This is a genomic window from Candidatus Hadarchaeales archaeon (assembly GCA_038736355.1).
Classification (GTDB): domain Archaea; phylum Hadarchaeota; class Hadarchaeia; order Hadarchaeales; family WYZ-LMO6; genus WYZ-LMO6.
The window spans coordinates 439,976-460,251 of sequence record JAVYML010000001.1; the positions used below are offsets into that span (position 1 = coordinate 439,976).

The window sequence follows — 20,276 nt, forward strand, 5'->3', positions numbered from 1 at the left end:
AACCCAAAAGGACGAATTAGGTTTTTTCGGTTTCTTTTCTGTACAGCTCCGGAAGGAACCTCGGTAGATTCCCCATCTCCTCCCTGCAGTGCTTGTACAGGTTCTTCGCGAATTCCTCCGGAACGATAGGAGGCAGCCTAAAAGTCGACCGCATCCTCGTTCCCTTAGGGGTCCTTTCGTACTGATGCACCAACCATGCCATGGGCTCACCATCTTCACCTATGATGCTGGCTGCAATGGCGTGCGGCATGGTGATCGGTATAGGTACCTTCTTTGGATCCTCCCAACGAATGCGCAGCGTCATCGTCGCCTCCCCGATATCCTCCTCTGCCACATGAATGGCCTGCTCGTGACCAAACCTTGGATGGGCCTCCCATCTGAAACTCTTATGGTCTTTGGGATGCCAGAGTTTGTATCTCTCCGGATCTATGTTGTACCACCACCAGTCTATCATCTCAGGCGTCACACCCTCAAGGTCGTGGTCCACCACCACTTCCACGTACTCCATTTGGTCCACCAAAGATGTTACCGCTTTGGGTTAAAAAACTAAACCAGCAGAACCGAGAAAATCCCCGTGAGGAAGATTCCGTCGAAAGTACCCGCTCCACCTATGCTGACTACCGGAGCTCCCAGCCTCTCCACCTTGTTCAAATTCATGAGGTCCGCTCCTACCAGCGTACCAAGGGTTCCCGAGAGATAGGCTAAGGGGGCTGCGTTTTCCCCACCGAATAGAAGGGCCACGAGGGCGGAGAAAAGGGGGGGAAGGAAAGCCGGCATCACGATCCCCACCCCCTTCACGGGACGGGCCAGCTTCCAGCAGAAAAGGGCCACAAGTCCCACGCTCAGGGGAATTCTCCATCCGAGCTCGGAACCGAACCTTAGGAGGAGGAAGAAAGAGAGGAGAAGGGGAAGGAGGGCACCTCCCACGTTCACCGCGATCACCGTCTTCCTCTCCTCCCTTCCCGTGACCAGCACGGGGTAGAGAAAGCCGTAAATTCCCCTCACCTCTATTTTCAACACCTCCTCCTCCCATTTCAGGGTCCTGACCGGAAGGTTGATCGCACTCCCCAAGAGGGAAAGGAGGAGGAGTTGGAGGGCCACGAAGGGGGGCAAACCCAGCTTGCGAAAGGCCTCCCCCAGCAGAAAGGGGAAGAGGAAGGCGAGGAAAACTAGGAAGAGAAAGAGGGGGAGGGCGAGAGGGAGATAGAAAAGCCTTCTCACTCCTTCACCTAAAGAGCTCTCTATAACCTGCCTTCTCCGCGTCTTGGGAGAAGAGTCTTATTCCCTCCTCCGTCTTGGGGTGCCTGAGCATGGCCCTCAAAACGGAAAAGGGTACCGTGGCCACATCTGCTCCCGCCTCAGCCACCTCACGGACCTGTCTTGGATGCCTGAGGCTGGAAGCTATGATCTTCGTCTTGAACTTATAGTACCTCAGGATTTTCACGGTGATCCTTACGAGTTCCACCCCGCTGAGGATTCCATCGTTTTGTCCCGGGTCCATGAGGGCTCTCAGCTCCCCATCCTGGTATAACATGCCCAAACCCTCCTGCCTTCCCCCCACTCTTTCTTCCAGCCTGATCCTGCTTATCTCCCTCAGGAGGCTGAAATCGAAGTAATCGTACTTCCCAAAGGGTATGCCCAACCTGCTCCTGACGAGATCATCTATCCTTCCGGCGAAGGGACTCACGTATTTGGCCCCTGCCTTGGCGGCCAGCAGAGCCTGTTCTGGGGTCATCACGAGCGTGGCGTTGGTGGGTATCTTGAGTCTCGAGAGTTCCTTGAGGGCCCTCAATCCCTCTTCCACTCTTCCCTCCCCTGTAGAAGTACACACGGGAATCTTGATCACCACGTTCCTTGCCACCGGGTTGAATTTCCGGTAAAGGATCTTGGCCTCTTCCACCATTTCTTCGGCCTTCAACCCCATCACCTCTAGACTCACTGGTTTGCCCCTTCCAGCCAGCCTGCAGATCTCCCTCACATGGGCCTCCAAGGACTCCGATTTTTCCTCCTCCATCGCCGCCCTCAGGAGGGAGGGATTGGTGGTTATACCATCCACCACCCCCCAATCCATCGCCTCCCTGATCTCGGAGAGTTTGGCGGTGTCCAGGAAGAGCTGCATCCTTTTTCCTTCTCCCGCCCTCTTTAAAACCTGTTACTCGGAAGGCTCAAGGCTCGAAGAAGTAGACTCCGCCAGTCGAGTCTCCTACCACTACCCTTCCATCGGAAAAGACTCCCATGGAATCGGGAGAGGTGAGAGAAGAAACGGTATATTTCCAGAGAAGATTTCCCTTCTCGTCAAAGGAGTAGATTTTTCCTTCCATATCCCCCACGACGAGGTATCCGGCAACCCTGGAAACACAGGCTACAGGACCGACGGTACGAATCCATTCTGGCGTTCCCTTTTCGGTGAGTAGAAGGTAAATCTTCCCCTCGAACCTCCTCTCCGTCACTATCTCGTACATGTCGCCCACCGCCAAGAAGAATCCCCCTGCAAGGCTCAAATCTTGAACTGAACCCTCCGTCCGGTAACTCCAGAAGGGAACGTTCTCCAACCTAGAGAAGAGATGGACCCAGTTGCGACCTCCTGCCGCCAAGTAGGTACCATCCCAACTCAGATCTAGGGAGAAAACTGTGTCAAGTCCCTCCAACTCGTAAGTCCAGAGGGGTGAGGGAGAGTCCGTGGAAAAGAAGAAGATGGTCCGATGGTCTTCGTTCTGGAGAAAGACCGCCACGTACTTACCGTTCCGAGAGAGTCTCAGCAGGGGCCTAGAACTACCCATGGGACCCAGCTTCCGCTTCCAGAGGAGAGTACCGTCACGGGAGAAAAGGTAAAGCGTGGCCTCACCCTCTGACATTCCCACGGCCGCCGCCGTTGTGCCGTTGCTGCTGAGAGCCACAGGACAGGGATAATAACCCACCTCACACCTCCACAATTCACGTCCAGAAGAATCCAGCAAGAAGAGATAGGGATTGAAATGGGGCAAACCGGAGGCTAAAACATAGGAGCCTTCCTTGCTGATCGCTGCCGATCCGATCAAATCCTTGACCCACAGGGGCCTATTCTCATCCACGGAGAAGAAATACAGGGGGTGGGCCCTGCTCCCCTCATCGGCCACGACCACGAAGTGGGAGCCTTCCTCCGCCACCCTCACCTCCTCGATCACGCCAAAAATCCTGTAAACCCAACGGGGTGGAAGGGAAAATTCCGCCAAGACGGTGGGGGAGGAAATCACTCCCGTAACGGGCCATCTAGCCGTTTCCCTCCAGTCACTGGTCTCAAAGTAATAGGTATGGGGACCCAAATCTGAATGAGTGGTGGTCCACTCGTATCGATAAAGGGCACCCGTTTTGTAGTTCCCCTCCACCCATCTCATCTCCAAGGGACGGTTATCGATGAAGCACCTAACGTACTTCGGGGGATCACCTTCCTCATCCCAATAAACCACCTCGTAGACAACGGTGGTATCCAATCCCACGCGCGGGGGAGGTCCTGTTCTTTGGGAGAGTCGCGGCGGGGTATTCGGACCGGAGGGGGGTATCCCTTCACCCGAAACTGTGACTAAAGGTGTCCTCCAACTGTAAAGGGTGGTAGACCAATCCCCGATACCCAACCAATCGGTTAGAATCCCCAGACAAACCCCTCCGTCCACATCGAACCCTGCTTTCAGCGACCAGTTCTCCAGGCTACAGGTATCCAGCTCCAGCAAGGGTTTGAAGGAAAGGTAGGGGCCTGCCATGGAATAGAAGTATGCTCCCATTTCAAAGTCCAGATAGGGTTGGGCATAGGCCAGTCCCTCCATGCAGGGACCAGAACGGGAGAAGGAGGGTATGATTTCCGCCACTGGACCCCATCCTTTTTGCCTCGTCCATTGTACTCCCAGCTTGAAGGTGGTGGAGGAAGTCATGCTTGCCTTTAAGGAAAAATCTCCTCTCGTTCCCACCTCTAGGCCTCCGCTCACGGTCACGTTCAGACTCACTTCCACTGGAACGTTGAAGAGCACACAGAAAATCAGATAATTCCACTCGTACACCTTTTTGTTCCAATCATAGGAGAGCCTCCCTTGAATGTTCCAATCCAAAGAGAGGGAGAGGGAAGGATCCACTTCCGCGTAAGCTCTGAACAACTGTAGCTTTCCTTCCTCGAAGTCCCATTCCACCACCCAATTCAAGCCCAAACCCACGGATCCTGCAACATCGGCTTTTGCCGAAACCTCCTCCGAGAAAAAGCAGAAGGGTAGGGCGAAGTGAAAAGAAAGCCTTGCACCCTCTTTCCAATAGAAGTCGCTTTCCTCTTCCTCACCCTCCTCAACTTGGGGAATTCCCTCCGTTCCTGCCAGCACGTATTTGGCGGTGAAGCTCCTGTACTCCTGCAGGGAAAGGAGGAGTTCGGGAGTGATTTCCGGCGGGTTCTCCGTTACCACCACCTTCTCCGTCAGCTTTAGCTCAGAGCCCTGTAGGTCGAGATGGGCTTCCCTGTAATTCCCTCCCCCGAAATCCACCCTCCACTTCTTACCGGAAAGCTCCCCAGCGTTGACCAAGATGGCCCGTTCCGGCAACTTTATGGGTAGAACGGTGACACGTTCCACCCTTTGGCCCTTTTCAGGCATGGACTTGAGCATGAGCTGCATGAACATCATTTGCCCCAGGATGAAACCCACCCCTTTATCTCCCCTCTTGGGACCCACTTTCACTTCCCAGAGATTCTCGGAAGGATTGAACTTGGAAGCCCTCACGACCGAGCCCTCCACTGAGATCCTCAACCCATTTTCCTTTCCACCTTCCACCCTGGAGAGAAGGGGAGCAGCTTTCGTCCCCGTGAGCATTTCGTATTCTTCCAGCATTCCCGCCACAAGCATTTCCTCGAATTTTTCACCCACTTCTTCCTGAAACTCGCGGTAGAAAGTCAGGAGGGAACCTTCCGCCGTTGTGGAAAGCTGCAACGTGGCATCCCCGTTATCGAAGATGCAAATTCCACCTCCCAAAAGCAAGGAGGCCTTGGATCCGGCCTTAGATCTCCCGAAAATTAGAAATCCTGAAAGGGTTCCCACCAACAAAAGAACGAGGAAAATGCCTACCTGAATACCACGCATCTTTACCTTCTGACGAACCGTTTTATAATTTAGCGGTGCCAGAAGCGTAAGACTTCCTTCAATCCTTCCTCCAGGGTGGTTTTGGCTTCGAATCCCAGCACTTCCTTTGCCTTCCTCACATCCGCCACACTCCTCTTGATATCACCCCTCCTCGGCGAACCGTGGATGGGCTTCATTCCCTCCTTTCCCGTCAGCTTGAGCAAAAGGGAACACAGCTCCAGGATGCTGGTCTCCCTTCCCGTTCCTATGTTCAGCACCTGACCAGGCGCCCTTGGGGAGGTAAGGGCAAGGAGGTTGGCCCGTGCCACATCCCCCACATACACGAAATCCCTCGTCTGCTCCCCGGTTCCATGGATGAGGGGGGGAAGATCCTTTTTCAATCTTTCCAAAAATCTCACGATCACCCCAGCATACTCTCCCCCTCCTTGCCTGGGGCCATAAACGTTGAAGTACCTGAGACAGACCGTCTCCAGACCCCTCTCCCTGAAGAACCTCAGACACTCCCATTCCGCCCTTAGCTTGGACTCGGCATAGGGTGAAAGGGGGGAAGGGGGATGGTCTTCAGCCACGGGTAGATGTTTGGGCTCCCCATAAACCGAGGCGGAGGAGGCATAAATGAACCTCCTCACCCCCTTCCTCGCGCAAGCTTCCAAAAGATGGAGGGTACCCATCACGTTTATTTCCCTTACCCTTTCCGGTCTCTCGAAGGAAAGGGGAACGCTGACCAGTGCGGCCTCATGGATCACCGCCTCCACACCCTCCATTGCCTTCCCCACCGCCTCCGAATCCCTGATGTCCCCCCTTACCAGCTTGAAAGAAGGTTTTTCCAGATGGACTGCCAAATTTTCCCTTTTTCCGGAAGAGAAATCGTCCAGTACCGTCACTTCGTACCCCTGGGAGAGAAGGAGATCCACCGTGTGGGAACCTATGAAACCAGCCCCTCCCGTCACCAGTATCCTCATTCCACGACCACCCTTCTCCCCGCTTGGTAATCCGTCAGTTTCAACCTTCCGTTCTCCTCCTCGAAGAGAATTCCCTCCTGGGAGAAAAGGGAATTCAGTTCCTCCACCGACTTTCCCAGAGGGATGGAAGCCAGATGTTTGAGGCGGAGGAAACGCTCCCTTGCCTCCACCCTCAGCTCCAGACCGAAGAGCTTACAACCGCCAGAATGCTCAAAGGAGGCTGGCAACCATCCCCTCACCTCCAAGCTACCATCTGGCCTCCAGAGGAAGAGGAGGTTCTCCACCACCGGCACTTTTACTTCGACGCTCGGATACATCCAACCCTCCAAAATCCTGGCGTTGAGGAGGGAGAGGACCTTTTTCTCCACTTCCTCTTCCCCTCCCCCCCTTCTTCCCGCCTCATACATCGCCAGGGGAAGGGTATCCTCCAACAGGCCCTCCAACTCCCCCTTCACACTCAACGAAACAGCACGGGTGAAGTCGGAGGCGAGAAGGATCCTCGATGTACCCACTTCCTCTTCCCAGAGACGGTTGAAGGTCCAAAGGGCAGCCCAAGAACAAAGGATCAGGAAAAGTGCGAAAACCGCCACCGTCTCCGCCGCACCCCTATGGTCCAAGCAGGCCCACCTCCACCCTCACCATCACGAGACCCCCCGTGGTGGCCAAGGTGAGGGCCCCCCTTCTGGTGGCCAAGACCCTCTCTCCCCTCCCCACCTCCACCCTTTTGAACGCATTCTCCGTCCTCATCTCCAGGAAGGCTCCCAAATTCTCGGGACAGAGAAACTCGAGCACTTCGGAGAGGGGAAGCTCGTTTTCGGGAACGGTGGGATCGTCTAGGAGAAGGATCTCGGCCACCGCCCTCAAGTAACCTACTCCGGGAACCACCTCAGAGGATTCCAGAGTACGGTAGAGTTGCTCCGCCTTGAGCTCCATGTACCTGTGGGGGGAGAGACCGAAGGAGGAAAGGGAGAGATAAAGGATACTGGAGGCCGTGAGGAGGAGGAAAAACATGGAAGCGATGGCGAGGAGATCGGCCACCCCCTTCATGCCCACCAGACCTCCAGCCCCAACCTTCCGGGCTGGGGAAAGTTCTCAAGCAAGGAAACGGGGGCGAGGAGGGAACACTTCCGTTTACCCTCTGGAGGAAGGGGACCAAAGGGACCCCACTTCCTCCCCCTCAAATCCTCCGCCCAAATCCTAAACTCCACCTCCCTTTCTCCCACCTTCCTCCTGAACTCCAGGGAGGAAAGGGAGGAGGGATCCACCACATAGGGCTTTCCGGAGGAAAGCTCCTCCGCGCAAAGGCGGATGAGGAGAGAACAGGAAGAATCGGCCAGGACTTCCATTCCTGCCAGTTCTTTTACCCTCAGGTATGAAGAGCCCAGGAGGAAAGAAAAGGAGAGGAAAAAGAGGAAGGCGAAGAGCACCCTGAGGAGCTTGGGGTTCATACTTCCCTCACCACCATTTCCCAGCCCGAAGGTCCCTTCTCCAACCTCAGCTCCAGCCTGAGCCTTCCCCTGAAGGATTCTGGAGTCCTGATGGGGTACTCAAGCTCCAGCCTCTTCCCAGCCAGCCTGACCTCCTTTCCCTCGAAGATCAGTTCCTGATCCTCGGGGAGATCCAGGACCACCGTCTGGGGATTTCCCGTGGTTCCAAGGACCCCCAGGGCCTCTCGAAGGGAAAGGAGGGCCTTTTCCGCTTTGGCCTCAGAGGAAAGGGAAGTGAGGAGCTCAATCCCCAAGAAAAGAACCAGCAATACGAAGGAGGAGAGGAGGACCAGCGCAACCAGCTTCAGAACTTCCATGTCATTCCAGCTTCAGCTCGAGGGGGCAGGAACGCTCGGTTCCATCCTCTCCCTTTGCCTTCACGGTTAGGGAAATGGTGGTGGGTGAGGCGGAAGGGGTCACCCTGATCACCAGAGTGGAGTAAAAATCGGGTGTTCCAGAGGATGGGTTGAACTGGAGGGAAACTCCCCCGAGGGAGGGGGAAGCGGAGAGCTGGACCAAGCGGTCGTAACCCGCTATCCTAGTGATGGACACCCTAACTGTCACCTGGTTCTCCCCGTTCTCGGGAATCCCGATCCTAAGGGAAGAGGGTTCGACGGAGAGATGGAAGGCGGTGGAAGAGGTCACGCCCTTCCCAAGCTGGGTGTAGAGGGCCACACCTATGGTGAGGGCCAGGCCGAAGAAGACCACTCCGGCCAAGAGCTTCATCACGAGGGGCTCTACCCCTTTCTGCTCTAGACCCATTTTCTCAGACTTTTTCTCTTACTCCCCAAGGGTTTAAAAACATGGAGGAAGCACCATTTTCGGATTTTAGGAAGAAAAAGAGGGGACATTCTCTTTTTAAAAAAGCTGACGGCCCCATCCCTTGGATGAGAAAACTCAGATGTCCCATGTGTGGTTCCGAGAAAGTCAAACCGGTGAAAAGAGGCTTTGGGGATGTTAAGTGCTTGAGCTGTGGATACCGCTGGGTCATCACACTTTAGAGCTCTAGTTTTACTCCTTTCAGCAATTCCTCAAAGGTATGGGGCGAAGAAAGATCGATGGCGAAAGAATAAGGAATCAGATGAATTCTTTCTGGCGGGCTCACATGCTTTGGTACCCTTTCGGCCAGTAGAACACCTGCCTTACATTCTTCCCCTAATTCTTCCACATATCTCTCGAGCTGCTCGATATCGCTTCTTTCCGCAGAGCCAAGCTTGACTTCAATCGCAATCATCACCTTCTTTCCCTTTGGATATGATTCTTTAATGAAGATATCCACATATCCCTCAGAAAGTGCCTTTTCTCCCAGCACTTCCAGCTCCCCCACCCCCTCAACACCAAGAAGATTGAGTAACTTCTTCAAAACTTCTCGCCTGAGGAGGTGGTGGCGGAGAACGGACTGGACTATGACCTCACGTAGGGGATAGGCCCCTTCCACCTTTTTTCTACTCCTGACGAACCTAGGCTCAAACAGGTCCGGTGAGATCCCCTCTCTCCTCCTCACCTCGTCTCTCCAAACTTCTCCCATTCCTGAAACTTGTTGCAAAGTAGTTTGGTCCGCTTGGAAATGTGTTTTCCAGTAACCACCCCTCTGAAGAAGGTTTTCCGCGATGTAGGAGAACTCATGTCTGATCAAGGGTTCCTCCAGTCTCCTCAACGGCTCCAGTTCTAATCGGAAGGGAAAATGACAAACTTTACCTGAGGTTTGAAAGAAGATGGGTTTCCAGGGCGGGGGAAGAACTTGGGGATTCTTTACTGCTTCCTTTCTGATCACTCGGTAAAGGTTGTAGGCTTTTGCCCCATAGAGGAAAGTCAGAAAATCTCCTGGTTTTATGTCACAATATGCCCAAACTCCATTGATGGTGTCCGGGAAACCAGCCATGGCCCATTCCAGGCATAATTCCAGATTTTCTTTGTTCGAAACTGCAACGAAAAAATACTCTTCCATCTTAGAAAAAAGGGAATAAGATCTTAAATCTTCGCAGAACTCATGACCACCAACGACGATGCCAATTTTCGCAAGCTTTAGAAACTCGAGGAAGATCTCCAGAAAAATTTCACGCTACGAGAAAGCTGAACCAAGGCTAGACTAGGCTTAAGAGAAAAATGCTAGAGGAACTAACACCGTCTTTTCGAGGGGGCCAAGGTCCTCTGCCATAGGGAGGACGCCCCTGCCGTTAGGTCGGTGAAGAGGTTGGAAGCCCTCTATGGCTGCCCCAACGAGGAAATAGGAAATGGCATGATGGAATTCCTCATCGGTATGGTTCGTGGGGAAGTCTGCCAATTTGTCTTCAAACGCGTAAACTTCAGCGGGCGTGAACTCCCTTTTCTTCACTTACACAGAGAGTACATCGGCCAGCCAACCACGGGAATGAGAGGTCCAATTGGGGATCATCCTTAAATAGTTCTTGCGGAACGATCGGATCGTGAAGGAGCCTCCCTTGCTGAAGGGAAGGATTAGGAGGGTAGAACCACCCTTACATGCCGAAGCCAAGGAACTGGATAGCGGGGACGAATACCTCTGGAGGGCCACGAGAGTAGACCTCGAAACCATGTCCCTCGTGGTGGTGGAGTGTGCACATCCCAACGTGGGCTACTACGAGGAGATGTGCCTCTTCATCAGCACCATGCATTACCCTGACTGGGAATGTGTACCCCTCTCCGAGTTCTGGCCCCAGTGGAAGGATGTTAAAAAATTCGTGAGGAGCTTTCCGGCTTTCAAGGAGCTCTTCAAACACAGAGACTGGAAGGGGGAAATCCTGGGGAAAATCTTCCTCGAGTCCCCATCTCCCAAAACTTAAGGGGTACGTCCTCCTTAAGGAGAGGATGCTGGAGGAGCTAGCGCCCGGGATTTACTTCGTGGAGGGGGAGAACCGGGGAAGATATCCCTTCTCCAATTCCCTCCTCCTGAAGGGGAGGAACCTCACGGCTCTGATAGACACCGGAATAGGGCCGGAGAAGGCGAGGGAGCTGGCCAAGGAAGAGAAGGTTGATCTTCTACTGGTAAGCCATGGACACGAGGACCACTTCTGCCAGAACCGTCTTTTCGAGGGGGCCAAGGTCCTCTGCCATAGGGAGGACGCCCCTGCCGTTAGGTCGGTGAAGAGGTTGGAAGCCCTCTATGGCTGCCCCAACGAGGAAATAGGAAATGGCATGATGGAATTCCTCATCGGTATGTTCGACCTCAGGGACTCAAGGGTGGACGTGGAGCTGGAAGGTGGGGAGGTGTTGGATCTGGGGGGACTGGAAGTGGAAGTCCTGCACACACCCGGTCATTCGTCGGGTCACTGTTGCTTCTGGATCCCTTCGGAGAGGCTGCTCTTCCTGGCCGACATAGACCTAACTTCCTTCGGTCCGTGGTACGGGTGTGTGGACTCAGACATCGATCAGTTCCTTTCCTCCCTGAAGAGGGTGAAGGAATTCCCAACCGAGGTGGCGGTGACCAGCCACAAAGGAGTGGTGAGGGGGAGGGAAGAGATAAGGGAGAAGCTGGAGGAGTACGGGAAGAAGATCGAGGAGAGAGAGAAAAGACTGCTCGCTTTCCTGGAGGAGGAGAGAACCCTCAAGGAAATCGTGGATGCGGCCCTCATCTATGGGAGGTTTCCAGAGCCACAGGTCTTCTACAGGCTCTTCGAGCGGATGATGGTGGAAAAACACCTCAGGAGGATGGAGGAGAGAGGAGAAGTGGTTAGGACGGAAAGGGGCTTCAGGAGGGCCTAGACTTCTAACCCTCTATCCACCTTCCCTCCCTTCCGTAGACTTCCTTCTTCCAGATGGGTACTTCACTCTTCAGCCTGTCCATCAACCTCGGAAGGAGGGAGAAGGCCTCCTTCCTGTGCCTTGAAGCTATGACCACGTAAAGGGCCTCCTCCCCCGGTTTCAAATCCCCCACCACATGGTGAATGGATACCTCCAAAATCCCCTCTTTCCCTTCCCCTTCCTTCGCTATTCTCCTGAGGGTGTCCAGGGCCTCCTTCTCAGCACTCTCGTAATGGAGGTACTTCACCCTCCTTCCCCCTTCCGACCTCCCCCTCACCATGCCCACGAAGCAGGTGAAGGCCCCTGCCCTTCCTTTCCATTTCTTTCTCATCCTGCGCAGGAGGAGCTCAAGACTCACTTCACCTTTTTTGTGGAGACCTACGTCCACCATGCCCCTCACCGCAAACTGGACAGTTGGGATTCCTTTTGACCTCCACCTCCTCAAAGGTCATGCCCTTTCCCTCGAAAAGCAGGAGCCTGCCCACGAGGGGCTTTCCCAGTCCGGTGAGGAGTTTGATGACCTCCAAAGCCTGTAAGCATCCCATCACTCCGGGGACGGGACCGAGCACTGGAAAGAGGGGTTTGGGGGGAGGAGGCTCCGGGATCACACAGCGAAGACAAGGCCCCTTCCCCGGAACTACGGTCAGGAGCTGTCCTATGAAACCCTCCACCGCCGCATGTACAAAGGGAATCCCCTTCTTCACGCAATGGGAGTTCACAAGATATCTGGTCTCGTAGTTGTCCAGACCATCAACCACCACATCCCCTTTCAGGATCTCTCCCACATTTTCCTCCCCCAGCTTCTCTTCCACTACCTCCACGCCCACGCTCGGATTCAGCTCCCTGAGTTTTTCCGCCGCCGATCCTGCCTTTGATCTTCCCACATCCCTCGTCCAATGTAGAACCTGCCTGTTCAGGTTGCTCTCCTCCACCCTCTCCGCATCCACCAGCGTAATCCTTCCCACACCTGCCGCCGCCAAATATAGGGAGGAGGGACAGCCCAATCCTCCCAAACCCACCACTATTACGTGTGCCTTTCCCAGTTTCTCCTGCGCCCTTTTTCCAAACCCTGGAATCATCATCTGCCTGCTGTATCTCTCCATCTCCTCTCCTCTCCCCAACTACTAAAAAAAGCAGGGGGATCGGATGGCGGGCCCGGTGGGATTTGAACCCACGATTTGCAGCTTAGGAGGCTGCTGCCTTATCCTGACTTGGCCACGGGCCCCCACCATACTCCCCCTTTCGGTTTTTAGGATTATGCGCCGGGCGGGGAGACGAACGATTTGGGTGAACCTACGGTAGGATTAAATAAGAAGAGTAAAAAGGAGGGAGGTGAAAACTTGGCTTACCAAACCATTATAGTAGAAAAGAAGGACGGGGTTGCTAAGATTACTCTGAACCGACCGGACAGGATGAACGCCATCAATCCTACCCTCGCTACGGAACTAAGGGATGCCATGGAGGAAATAAAAAAGGACGACAGCGTGAAAGTGGTGGTGATAACGGGGGCTCCCAGGATAAGGGAAAAAGAAGGGAAGACGGAAATAAGATACGTGTTCTCGGCCGGATGGGACATGTCCGAAGCCGCACCCCTTCCCTTCTCCCTGACCGACTACATCCAAGACTACGAAAAGCCGGTGATAGCCATGGTCAACGGATACGCCCTGGGAGGAGGAAATGAACTTGCCCTAGCCTGCGATTTCATCTTCGCTTCGGAGAATTCGGAGCTGGGACAACCCGAGGTCCTAAGGGGCTTCCTTCCTGGGTGGGGGGGAACCCAAAGGCTTCCCAGGAGGATCGGTCTTCCCAAGGCGAAGATGCTAATCCTCACCGGAAAAACGGTGAGCGGTAAAGAAGCCGAGCGCCTGGGCATGGTGGATGTCTGTGTTCCGATGGAGAAACTTGAAGAAACGGTGATGGAGTTCGCCAAAGACTTGGCGAAGAAGGCCCCGTTGGCCGTGAAGAAGATCAAGGAAGTGATGAACAAGGGAATCGAAATGGACTTGAAATCCGCACTGAAACTGGAAGAAGAAGCGCTGAACTTCCTCACCCAGACCGAAGACTTCCAAGAGGGGCTGATGGCCTTCCTCGAGAAGAGGGAACCCCAGTGGAAGGGGAGGTAGAACCTTTCCCTTTCCTTTCTTTTTTTAACTTTCCAAAGGGCGGTAAAGTTAAAAGGAGGCCGGGGCTATTGCCAACGTGGATGTACTAAAAGCCATAAAGGAAAGAAGGTCCATACGGAAATACCTCCCAAAGGAAGTGGAAGAGGAGAAGCTGAGGGAACTTCTGGAGGCAGCCCGTTGGGCACCTTCTTGGGCCAACACCCAATGTTGGGAATTCATCGTGGTGAAGGAGCCCTCCACTAAGGAAAAGCTCTCGGAAACCCTTCCACCCGGAAACCCTGCTAGAGAAGCCGTAAGAACGGCGCCCGTGGTCCTTGTGGCCTGCGGGAGAACGGGAGTCTCGGGCTTTTACAAGGGAAAACCCGTAACAGACAAAGGCGATTTCTATCTCTTCGATGTGGCCCTCGCCCTCCAGAACCTGTGCCTCGCCGCCCATGCATTGGGCTTGGGAACCGTGCACGTGGGGTACTTCGACAGTGTGGCCGTGGAGAAATTGCTCGGAGTGCCCGAGGGAGTGAGGGTGGTGGAACTCGTTCCCATAGGCTACCCAGCCGAGGAACCCAAGGCCCCCCGTCGGAAAGAACTTTCAGAGTTCGTATACTGGGAAAAATATGGTCAAAGGAAATGAGTTTGCTTCACCAGCGGTTGAAACCAAGAACCTGAAGAAGGTCTATCAGCTTGGCAAAGTGAGGGTACCGGCCCTGAGGGGGGTAACGGTGAAGTTCTTCAGGGGGGAAATGACTGCCATCATGGGACCCTCCGGCTCGGGAAAAACTACCCTCCTCAACCTCATAGGCACCTTCGATCGTCCAACCAGTGGAAGGATCTACATCGATGGACAGGATTTGACCAAGATGAGTGAAAAGGAATTGACCCGTCTCAGGAGGGAAAAGATAGGCTTTGTATTCCAATTTTACAACCTCATCCCCGTCCTCACGGCCTTTGAAAACGTGGAACTCCCCATGCTCATTTCTGGAAAACCGAAGGAGGAAAGGAGGAGGAGAACGGAAGAACTTCTGGAGCTGGTGGGCCTCTCCCACAGGGCCCACCATCGTCCCGACGAGCTCAGCGGGGGAGAACAGCAGAGGGTGGCCATTGCTAGGGCTCTCGCCAACCACCCCTCCATTCTCTTGGCCGACGAACCCACCGGAGATCTAGACACGAAAACGGGAAAGGAAGTGGTAGAGGCCCTCAGAAAAGCGGCGAAGGAAGAAGGAGTGGCGGTAATCGTGGTAACCCACGATCCCGTGGTAGCTGGCATGGCGGATAGAACGCTGAAGATAAGGGATGGAAGGATCGTGGGGGAGATGAGAAACAGGGGGAAATGATTTGTCCCTCCTCAAGATCCCCTTCCGCAGCTTTCCCAGAAGGAAAACCAGGAATCTGTTGACTGCCCTGGCGGTAGCGGTAAGCGTCTCCCTCTTCATAGGGGTGAACCTGGCCACGGGAAGCGCTCTTGAAGCCTTTAAGGAGTACCTGGAAAGGGGGTGGGGCGAAACCGACCTCATCGTGACTTATGGCTCGCCCTCACCCTTCGATCAGGATAACCTTATCCTCTTGGAAAGGGTGGAGGGCATAAAAGAAGTGGCTAAGGTTCTTTATCTGGCGGCCTTCATCGAGGGAAATCCGGGAGAAGTGGTGGGGGCCAGGGGAGTGGATCCCTCCGAATATTACTACACGAGCCTGTTGGAAACCATCTCTGGAGGAGGGGAATTAAAAGGGGAAAATGTGGTGATCACGAAGGCACTGGCGGAGAACTACGGATTGAGGATAGGTGATTGGTTCCCCGTGAGTTTCGTAAAGAGCTTGGCCGAGAATGGTACCCTCCATTACCTCAGGGTCTCAGGCATCTACGAACCGAAGGAAAGGGTGGAGTTCAACCAGAAGTATTTCTTCATCTGCTTGGAAAAATTGCAGGAACTTTCGGGTATGGAGGGAAAACTCTCTTCTCTTTGGATCAAACTCGAGCGCGTGGAGGATACCCGAAAGGTAAGGGATGAACTGGAGGAAGTTTTTGGTACGGAGTTCGAAATCCATGCTCCAAAGATAGAGGCGATAGAGGTGATGAAAAGGCAAACAGCCAGCTTCAGACAGGGACTCGATGCGATGGTAGTAGTCTCACTTGTCGTTTGTCTCTTCTTGGTGTTCAACACCATGTTCATCACCGTGAGGGAGAGAATTAGTGAAATAGGCATCCTCCGGTCGGTGGGGGCCTCCAGTCCCCAAATCTTTTCCGTCTTCTTCGCAGAGAGCTTCCTGCTGGGAATTCTGGGAGTCTCCTTGGGAATCCTTCTGGGCCTTCTGCTGGGAAGAGGTTTCCTCCTCCTCTTCGTGGGGGTGGAGGGCATGGGTGGGAAACTCTACTTCACTCCCTCCATCAAAACCCTTCTTCAAGGGATTCTGGCTGGGATGCTCGCGGTACTGGGTGGAGCCTTCTACCCATCCCTCGCAGCTTGCAGGGTGACGGTGGACCAAGCCCTCCGTCCCGAGATGAGAAGGGAAGGGGTGAAACAGGGGAGGTTGTTACTGGCTGGACTCTCCCTTTTCTCTCTAGGTTCTTCCCTCCAACTAGGTCTGCTCCCCTCACCCACTCCTGGACTGGATTTCTTCATCATGGCGGTGGGTGCCATCATCCTAGCTGCCCTTTTCCTGAGTTTCTCCTCCCTCCACCTGTCCGGTTTTGGGGGGATGGGAAGGTTGGTTTCGAAAAACTTGGGAAGGAAAATCCTACGAACGGCGGTGTGCTTTGGGATCGTGGGGATGAGTCTCAGCTTCGTGGTGATGCTGGGCGGTCTTAAAACTGGGATTAGAGAAGCGATGGAAGAAAGTGTGAAGGAGTCCTTGGGTGCTGACCTAATCCTGATTTCTGAAAAGAATCTCCCCGTGGAATTCGTGGAAAACCTTAGGGGGATAGAAGGGGTAAAGGAAGCTGTCCCAGTAAGCATAGTTTATCCAGGAACCAAATGTTTGGAGCCCTCCAGTAGGTCCATAGGAGTCTTCGTGGTGGATCCGCAACTCCTACCCAAGGTGATAAAACAGGATTTTGTGGATCCCCCGGGTCTCCCCCCCGAGGAAGCCTACCTTCAGCTTTCCCAGGATCCCAAGACCCTGCTCCTTCCCAAGCATCTGGCGGAAAAGCTGGGTGTAAGAGCTGGAGACTACCTAACACTGGAAACCTGGAGACTCACGGAAAGGGGGATGGTACCTGGGAAAGAAAACTTCAGGGTGGTGGGCATCTTCACCGGAGCGGTGCTGGAGCATGTTTGGATAGGAAGTCATCCCCTCTCCGAGTCAGCGGTGATCAGCTTCCTCGCCCAGGACGAGTATTTCTATCCCGTTTGGGGCAAGGGTAGGGCTTGGGGTTTCCTCGTGAACGTGAAGGAGGGTTTCAACCCTTCTGAAATAAGGGAGAGAATCGACCGTCAGTATCCAAATTGTGGCTTTTCCACCCATTCCATTACCCAAGAGGAAATCCTGGAATACGCCAGGGAAAGCATAGACAGGGTATTCAACATCCTCTTTGCCGTCCTTTACTTCTCCGTCCTAATAGGAGCGATAGCCATCGCGGTGGTGATGCTCATGAACGTGACGGAAAGAAGGAGGGAGATAGGAATCCTCCGCTCCCAAGGAATGAGCGGTTCCCAAGTCCTTCTGATGTTCCTGGGGGAAGCCGTGGCAGTGGGGCTGGTGGGTTTAGTCATAGGATTGGTCTGCGGTCCCATCCTCCTCAAGGGTGTGACCTCTTCCATGTCCTTCGCCGGTTTCACCGTTGAGATGGTCTTACCTTTACAAGCTATCCTCCACGCTTCCCTCTTGGCCTTCGTCGCCGCCATCTCCGGAGGTCTTTACCCCTCTTACAAGGCTTCCAAACTCACGATCGTGGAGGCCTTACGGAGGTAGGAAAACCCTTAGTGTCCACAACCTTTAAATTACGCACGAGAAAATAGAATGCAAATGGAAGTCCAGACTCTCTCCCAGCTTCCAAAAAGGGCGGCGGAAGAATTCAAGGAAAAACCCTTCCTCCTTTATCCTTCCCTTTTCACTTTTCAGCAACTGGACAAGGAATCCGACAAGATAGCCTCGGGTCTGGCGGAGCTGGGAATAGGAAAGGGTGATAGGGTAGCCCTATACCTTTGGAACAGACCGGAATTCGTTTATGCCCTCTTAGGAATCCTAAAAGCGGGTGCAATTGCAGTACCCATTGACCCTGCCTTCAGGGAAAGGGAAGTTCGCAATCTTTTAGCCGATTCGGGCGCCAAGGCAATCTTCTTCGAAGAAGCCACTTCGAGTGTGTTACTGAACGTGAGAGAAGAACTGCCGGAATTAAAGCATCTTATTTCCATAAGTGGAGATCTTGGAACAATTACCCTTCAAGAACTCCAGAAAACCTCTCCTCCGCCTCCCGTAAACATCTCTCCGGACGATCCTGCCATTTTGATGTATGCTGCCAGGGAGAAGGGATATCTTGGAGCCGTGCTCACCCACAACAACCTCCTTTCCGTGATCAAGCGTCTGGCCTCTCCAGAGCTCTCCTTCGGTAAACCTGATGATAGGGTCGCCCTCATTCACCTCATGTATTCCATCTTCAGCCTTGACGAACTTTTCCTCTCCCTCTACCTGGGCAACTCCGTAGTGTTGGAGAAGAGCTTTGATATCGAAGTTTTCCTTTCCCATGTAGAACAGCTGTGGGTTTCCAAGGTTCTTCTCCCCATGAGCAACATCATGCTCCTAACGGATCTTCCCAACGTGATCACAAGGTATGACCTTTCCTCCCTCCGCTTCGTCTGCAACGTGGAAGAGGCTTACAACAAGGAAGTGGCTGAGGAATTCCATTCCCTCACCGGAGTCCCCGTAATCAACTCCTATGGGCTTGCGGAAGCCTCAGGTTTCGTGAATCTTCCCAAGGTTGGGGAAGCTCCCTCGGGCTCTCTAGGGCCAGCTACGGGAATGGAGGAGAAGGTGGTGGACGAGCAGGGAAGGGAAGTAAAGCCCGGGGAAGTGGGAGAACTGATAGTAAGGGGTCCGCAAGTGATGAAAGGATACTGGAACCGACCGGAAGAAACTGCCAAGGTATTGAGGGACGGCTGGCTCTACACGGGTGATCTGGCTAGGATGGATGCCCTAGGAAACTTGGAGCTGGTGGGAAGGAAGAAGAGGATGATCAAGTTCAGGGGTTTCGGTATTTCCCCAGAAGAAGTGGAGGGGGTGCTCAAAGAACATGAAGCCGTTCTGGATGCGGTGGTGGCAGGAAAACCGGGACTGGCGGGTGGTGAAATTCCGGTGGCTTTTGTGGTCTTGAAACCAGGAATGAGGGTCACGGCGGGAGAACTCATGAGATGGGTGGAGGAAAAGCTCGCCCCCTTCAAGAGGGTTAGGGAAGTGGAGTTCGTTCCTCTCATTCCCAGGGATAGACTCCAAGAGTTCATTCAAAGGATGACCAGGAGGAGGAGATGATGTCGGAGCATCTGGAAGGCGTGAGAAAGATCCTGAGCAGGGAGGCTTTCGAGGACTTCAAGCAAAGGGTTCAACCCATCCTCTCCATGAGGGAAGACATTATCAAGAAGTTCAGGGATGTGTATCCTCCCGGACATGAGCACCTGGCCCCCGAAGGTTTCTGCGTAGATCCCTGGATCGTGATTTGGATCAGGGAGAGGGGAGGATTAGACCTGAAGACTTGGCATAGGCTGGAATATGAGGAGTTCGTAGAGTGGGCTCATCGCAACTTCTACGCCATTTCCCTATGCAAGGAAGCCCTTTCCAGAAACCTCCCACCCGAGGAGGCCATCGAAGCCAAATGGCTTTGTCATCTGGCCCAGCCCCCAGCCTATCTGGTGAGACCCGATCTGGGCTTCGCCAGCATGAGGTATTTGTACGGTGAGTATGCCACCACCCTCTGGCTACATGTGGACTACTGGAAAGGGGAATTCGATTGGATAGAAGGTTTTCATAACGAGAAGGGAATACCCACCCAATACTGGTTGGTGGGAACTAGTGAAGAAATTGCCCAGCACTTTGACGAGGATGACCGTGAAAGGCTTCTCACTCCTAGCGAGAGCGTGGCTGCACCTAAGGATTTGACTTATCAGCTCAACATACGAGATCCCGTCACCGGAGTGAAGGTAAGGGAGCTTCCCAAGCATATGCCTTATGTGTTGGAGGAATGGGTACGCCCGGCTAGGGAAATCATGATGGATCTAAGACAAGAAATGTTCAGAAAGTGGATACATGCCAATCTCTATCTCTCCATCTCTCCGGGCCATTGGGGAGTGGGGACCCAGTTGAATTTCTGGAGTGTTTCGGGTTTCTGGGGGGATCCCTGGATGGCCGTCAACAACACCAGACTCTTTGGCCACCCCCTCCAATACTATATCCAGTATCCAGCCCCGCCGGGCTTTGAAAGCGCCATGAAGCTGACCAAGGAAGGGTGTGTTAGGGCCATGGCAGAGCTTTTCCTGCAGGGACCCAAAGGACTTCTCTGCGATGCCATCAACAAAATAGTCACCCCTCCGAAGAAGACCCCCCTTCTTCACTCCATCTTAAAACTCTTCTTGGAAGGAAAGATGTTCAAAGGGTTTGCCGAACCCTTCGATGAAGGAATACCTCCCCCCAGAGCCCTGCTTACAGCCATGCCCGCTCCCCTCTACACTGAAACCACTATATGGGACGCCCAGATGGTTGAAAATCCGGACACCATCATCAAAGATCCTTCTCTAAAGCCCTTTAGAGAACTCATGGAAGCGGAGGGAGGAATAGATTTCAAGACGGGAAGGGTCCCACCCTACGACGAAGTGCCGAGGCTGAAGTGGCTCTTCGATCCCACGATAGAGTGGCTGAAGCCAAAGGACTTCCCACCCA

General features: G+C 53.8%; 22 protein-coding genes and 1 tRNA gene. 8 read left to right on the forward strand and 15 right to left on the reverse strand.

From position 1 onward, the window contains the following. Positions 1-16: 16 nt before the first annotated feature. The 12 genes from QXG22_02145 to QXG22_02200 all read right to left on the reverse strand — a co-directional run bounded on the left by QXG22_02145 (position 17) and on the right by QXG22_02200 (position 9,874). Positions 17-508, reverse strand: a complete 492-nt coding sequence (locus QXG22_02145) for a hypothetical protein (protein MEM0358799.1) — start codon at positions 506-508, stop codon at positions 17-19. A gap of 38 nt (positions 509-546) precedes the next feature. Continuing rightward, on the reverse strand, positions 547-1,221 hold the full coding sequence (locus tag QXG22_02150) for a DUF1614 domain-containing protein (protein ID MEM0358800.1): 675 nt from the start codon (positions 1,219-1,221) through the stop codon (positions 547-549). A gap of 4 nt (positions 1,222-1,225) precedes the next feature. Further along, positions 1,226-2,119, reverse strand: coding sequence for a transaldolase family protein (locus tag QXG22_02155; GenBank protein ID MEM0358801.1), 894 nt, complete (start codon positions 2,117-2,119; stop codon positions 1,226-1,228). A gap of 46 nt (positions 2,120-2,165) precedes the next feature. Next, positions 2,166-5,090 (reverse strand): hypothetical protein, encoded by a 2,925-nt coding sequence (locus QXG22_02160; GenBank protein ID MEM0358802.1) that lies wholly within the window; start codon positions 5,088-5,090, stop codon positions 2,166-2,168. Positions 5,091-5,119: 29 nt separating this feature from the next. Beyond that, positions 5,120-6,052 (reverse strand): SDR family oxidoreductase, encoded by a 933-nt coding sequence (locus QXG22_02165; protein MEM0358803.1) that lies wholly within the window; start codon positions 6,050-6,052, stop codon positions 5,120-5,122. After that, positions 6,049-6,669, reverse strand: coding sequence for a hypothetical protein (locus tag QXG22_02170; protein MEM0358804.1), 621 nt, complete (start codon positions 6,667-6,669; stop codon positions 6,049-6,051). The genes QXG22_02165 and QXG22_02170 overlap by 4 nt, the downstream gene beginning before the upstream one ends. Next, entirely contained in the window at positions 6,659-7,105 is a 447-nt protein-coding gene (locus QXG22_02175; protein ID MEM0358805.1) for a hypothetical protein, read from the reverse strand. Before QXG22_02175 ends, QXG22_02170 begins: the two co-directional genes overlap by 11 nt. Then, positions 7,096-7,500, reverse strand: coding sequence for a hypothetical protein (locus QXG22_02180; GenBank protein ID MEM0358806.1), 405 nt, complete (start codon positions 7,498-7,500; stop codon positions 7,096-7,098). Before QXG22_02180 ends, QXG22_02175 begins: the two co-directional genes overlap by 10 nt. Continuing rightward, the gene (locus QXG22_02185; protein ID MEM0358807.1) at positions 7,497-7,856 is read right to left on the reverse strand and encodes a hypothetical protein; all 360 of its coding nucleotides are present in this window, start codon (positions 7,854-7,856) and stop codon (positions 7,497-7,499) included. Before QXG22_02185 ends, QXG22_02180 begins: the two co-directional genes overlap by 4 nt. Position 7,857: 1 nt before the next feature. Continuing rightward, positions 7,858-8,301 carry a hypothetical protein gene (locus QXG22_02190; protein MEM0358808.1) on the reverse strand — a complete coding sequence of 148 codons (444 nt, stop codon included), beginning with the start codon at positions 8,299-8,301 and terminating at the stop codon, positions 7,858-7,860. A gap of 235 nt (positions 8,302-8,536) precedes the next feature. Further along, positions 8,537-9,487 (reverse strand): hypothetical protein, encoded by a 951-nt coding sequence (locus QXG22_02195; GenBank protein ID MEM0358809.1) that lies wholly within the window; start codon positions 9,485-9,487, stop codon positions 8,537-8,539. Between the two features lie 147 nt (positions 9,488-9,634). Further along, positions 9,635-9,874: a hypothetical protein gene (locus QXG22_02200; GenBank protein MEM0358810.1), complete on the reverse strand. Its 240-nt coding sequence runs from the start codon at positions 9,872-9,874 to the stop codon at positions 9,635-9,637. 91 nt (positions 9,875-9,965) lie between these two features. On the opposite strand from QXG22_02200, the gene QXG22_02205 reads away from it, so the two are divergent. Together QXG22_02205 and QXG22_02210 are read left to right on the forward strand one after the other, a co-directional pair. Continuing rightward, a complete protein-coding gene (locus QXG22_02205; protein ID MEM0358811.1) occupies positions 9,966-10,340 on the forward strand; it encodes a hypothetical protein in 375 nt (124 codons plus the stop codon). Between the two features lie 25 nt (positions 10,341-10,365). Further along, positions 10,366-11,259 carry an MBL fold metallo-hydrolase gene (locus QXG22_02210; protein MEM0358812.1) on the forward strand — a complete coding sequence of 298 codons (894 nt, stop codon included), beginning with the start codon at positions 10,366-10,368 and terminating at the stop codon, positions 11,257-11,259. A gap of 4 nt (positions 11,260-11,263) precedes the next feature. On the opposite strand, the gene QXG22_02215 is transcribed toward QXG22_02210, so the two are convergent. The 3 genes from QXG22_02215 to QXG22_02225 all read right to left on the reverse strand — a co-directional run bounded on the left by QXG22_02215 (position 11,264) and on the right by QXG22_02225 (position 12,523). Further along, positions 11,264-11,686 (reverse strand): molybdenum cofactor biosynthesis protein MoaE, encoded by a 423-nt coding sequence (locus QXG22_02215; GenBank protein ID MEM0358813.1) that lies wholly within the window; start codon positions 11,684-11,686, stop codon positions 11,264-11,266. Further along, the gene (locus QXG22_02220) at positions 11,658-12,401 is read right to left on the reverse strand and encodes a HesA/MoeB/ThiF family protein (GenBank protein ID MEM0358814.1); all 744 of its coding nucleotides are present in this window, start codon (positions 12,399-12,401) and stop codon (positions 11,658-11,660) included. Before QXG22_02220 ends, QXG22_02215 begins: the two co-directional genes overlap by 29 nt. A gap of 44 nt (positions 12,402-12,445) precedes the next feature. Then, positions 12,446-12,523: transfer RNA gene (locus QXG22_02225), tRNA-Arg, on the reverse strand. A 58-nt stretch (positions 12,524-12,581) separates the two neighbouring features. Between QXG22_02225 and QXG22_02230 the strand changes: the two genes are divergently transcribed. The 6 genes from QXG22_02230 to QXG22_02255 all read left to right on the forward strand — a co-directional run. Next, the gene (locus QXG22_02230; protein ID MEM0358815.1) at positions 12,582-13,421 is read left to right on the forward strand and encodes an enoyl-CoA hydratase/isomerase family protein; all 840 of its coding nucleotides are present in this window, start codon (positions 12,582-12,584) and stop codon (positions 13,419-13,421) included. 76 nt (positions 13,422-13,497) lie between these two features. Next, entirely contained in the window at positions 13,498-14,049 is a 552-nt protein-coding gene (locus tag QXG22_02235; protein MEM0358816.1) for a nitroreductase family protein, read from the forward strand. Further along, entirely contained in the window at positions 14,033-14,749 is a 717-nt protein-coding gene (locus QXG22_02240; protein ID MEM0358817.1) for an ABC transporter ATP-binding protein, read from the forward strand. Before QXG22_02235 ends, QXG22_02240 begins: the two co-directional genes overlap by 17 nt. 58 nt (positions 14,750-14,807) lie before the next feature. Next, positions 14,808-17,321, forward strand: a complete 2,514-nt coding sequence (locus QXG22_02245) for an FtsX-like permease family protein (GenBank protein ID MEM0358818.1) — start codon at positions 14,808-14,810, stop codon at positions 17,319-17,321. A gap of 54 nt (positions 17,322-17,375) precedes the next feature. Then, positions 17,376-18,875, forward strand: coding sequence for an AMP-binding protein (locus tag QXG22_02250; protein MEM0358819.1), 1,500 nt, complete (start codon positions 17,376-17,378; stop codon positions 18,873-18,875). Continuing rightward, positions 18,875-20,276, forward strand: a 1,402-nt coding sequence (locus tag QXG22_02255) for a hypothetical protein (GenBank protein ID MEM0358820.1), incomplete at its 3' end; no start/stop codon positions are given. The genes QXG22_02250 and QXG22_02255, both read left to right, overlap by 1 nt.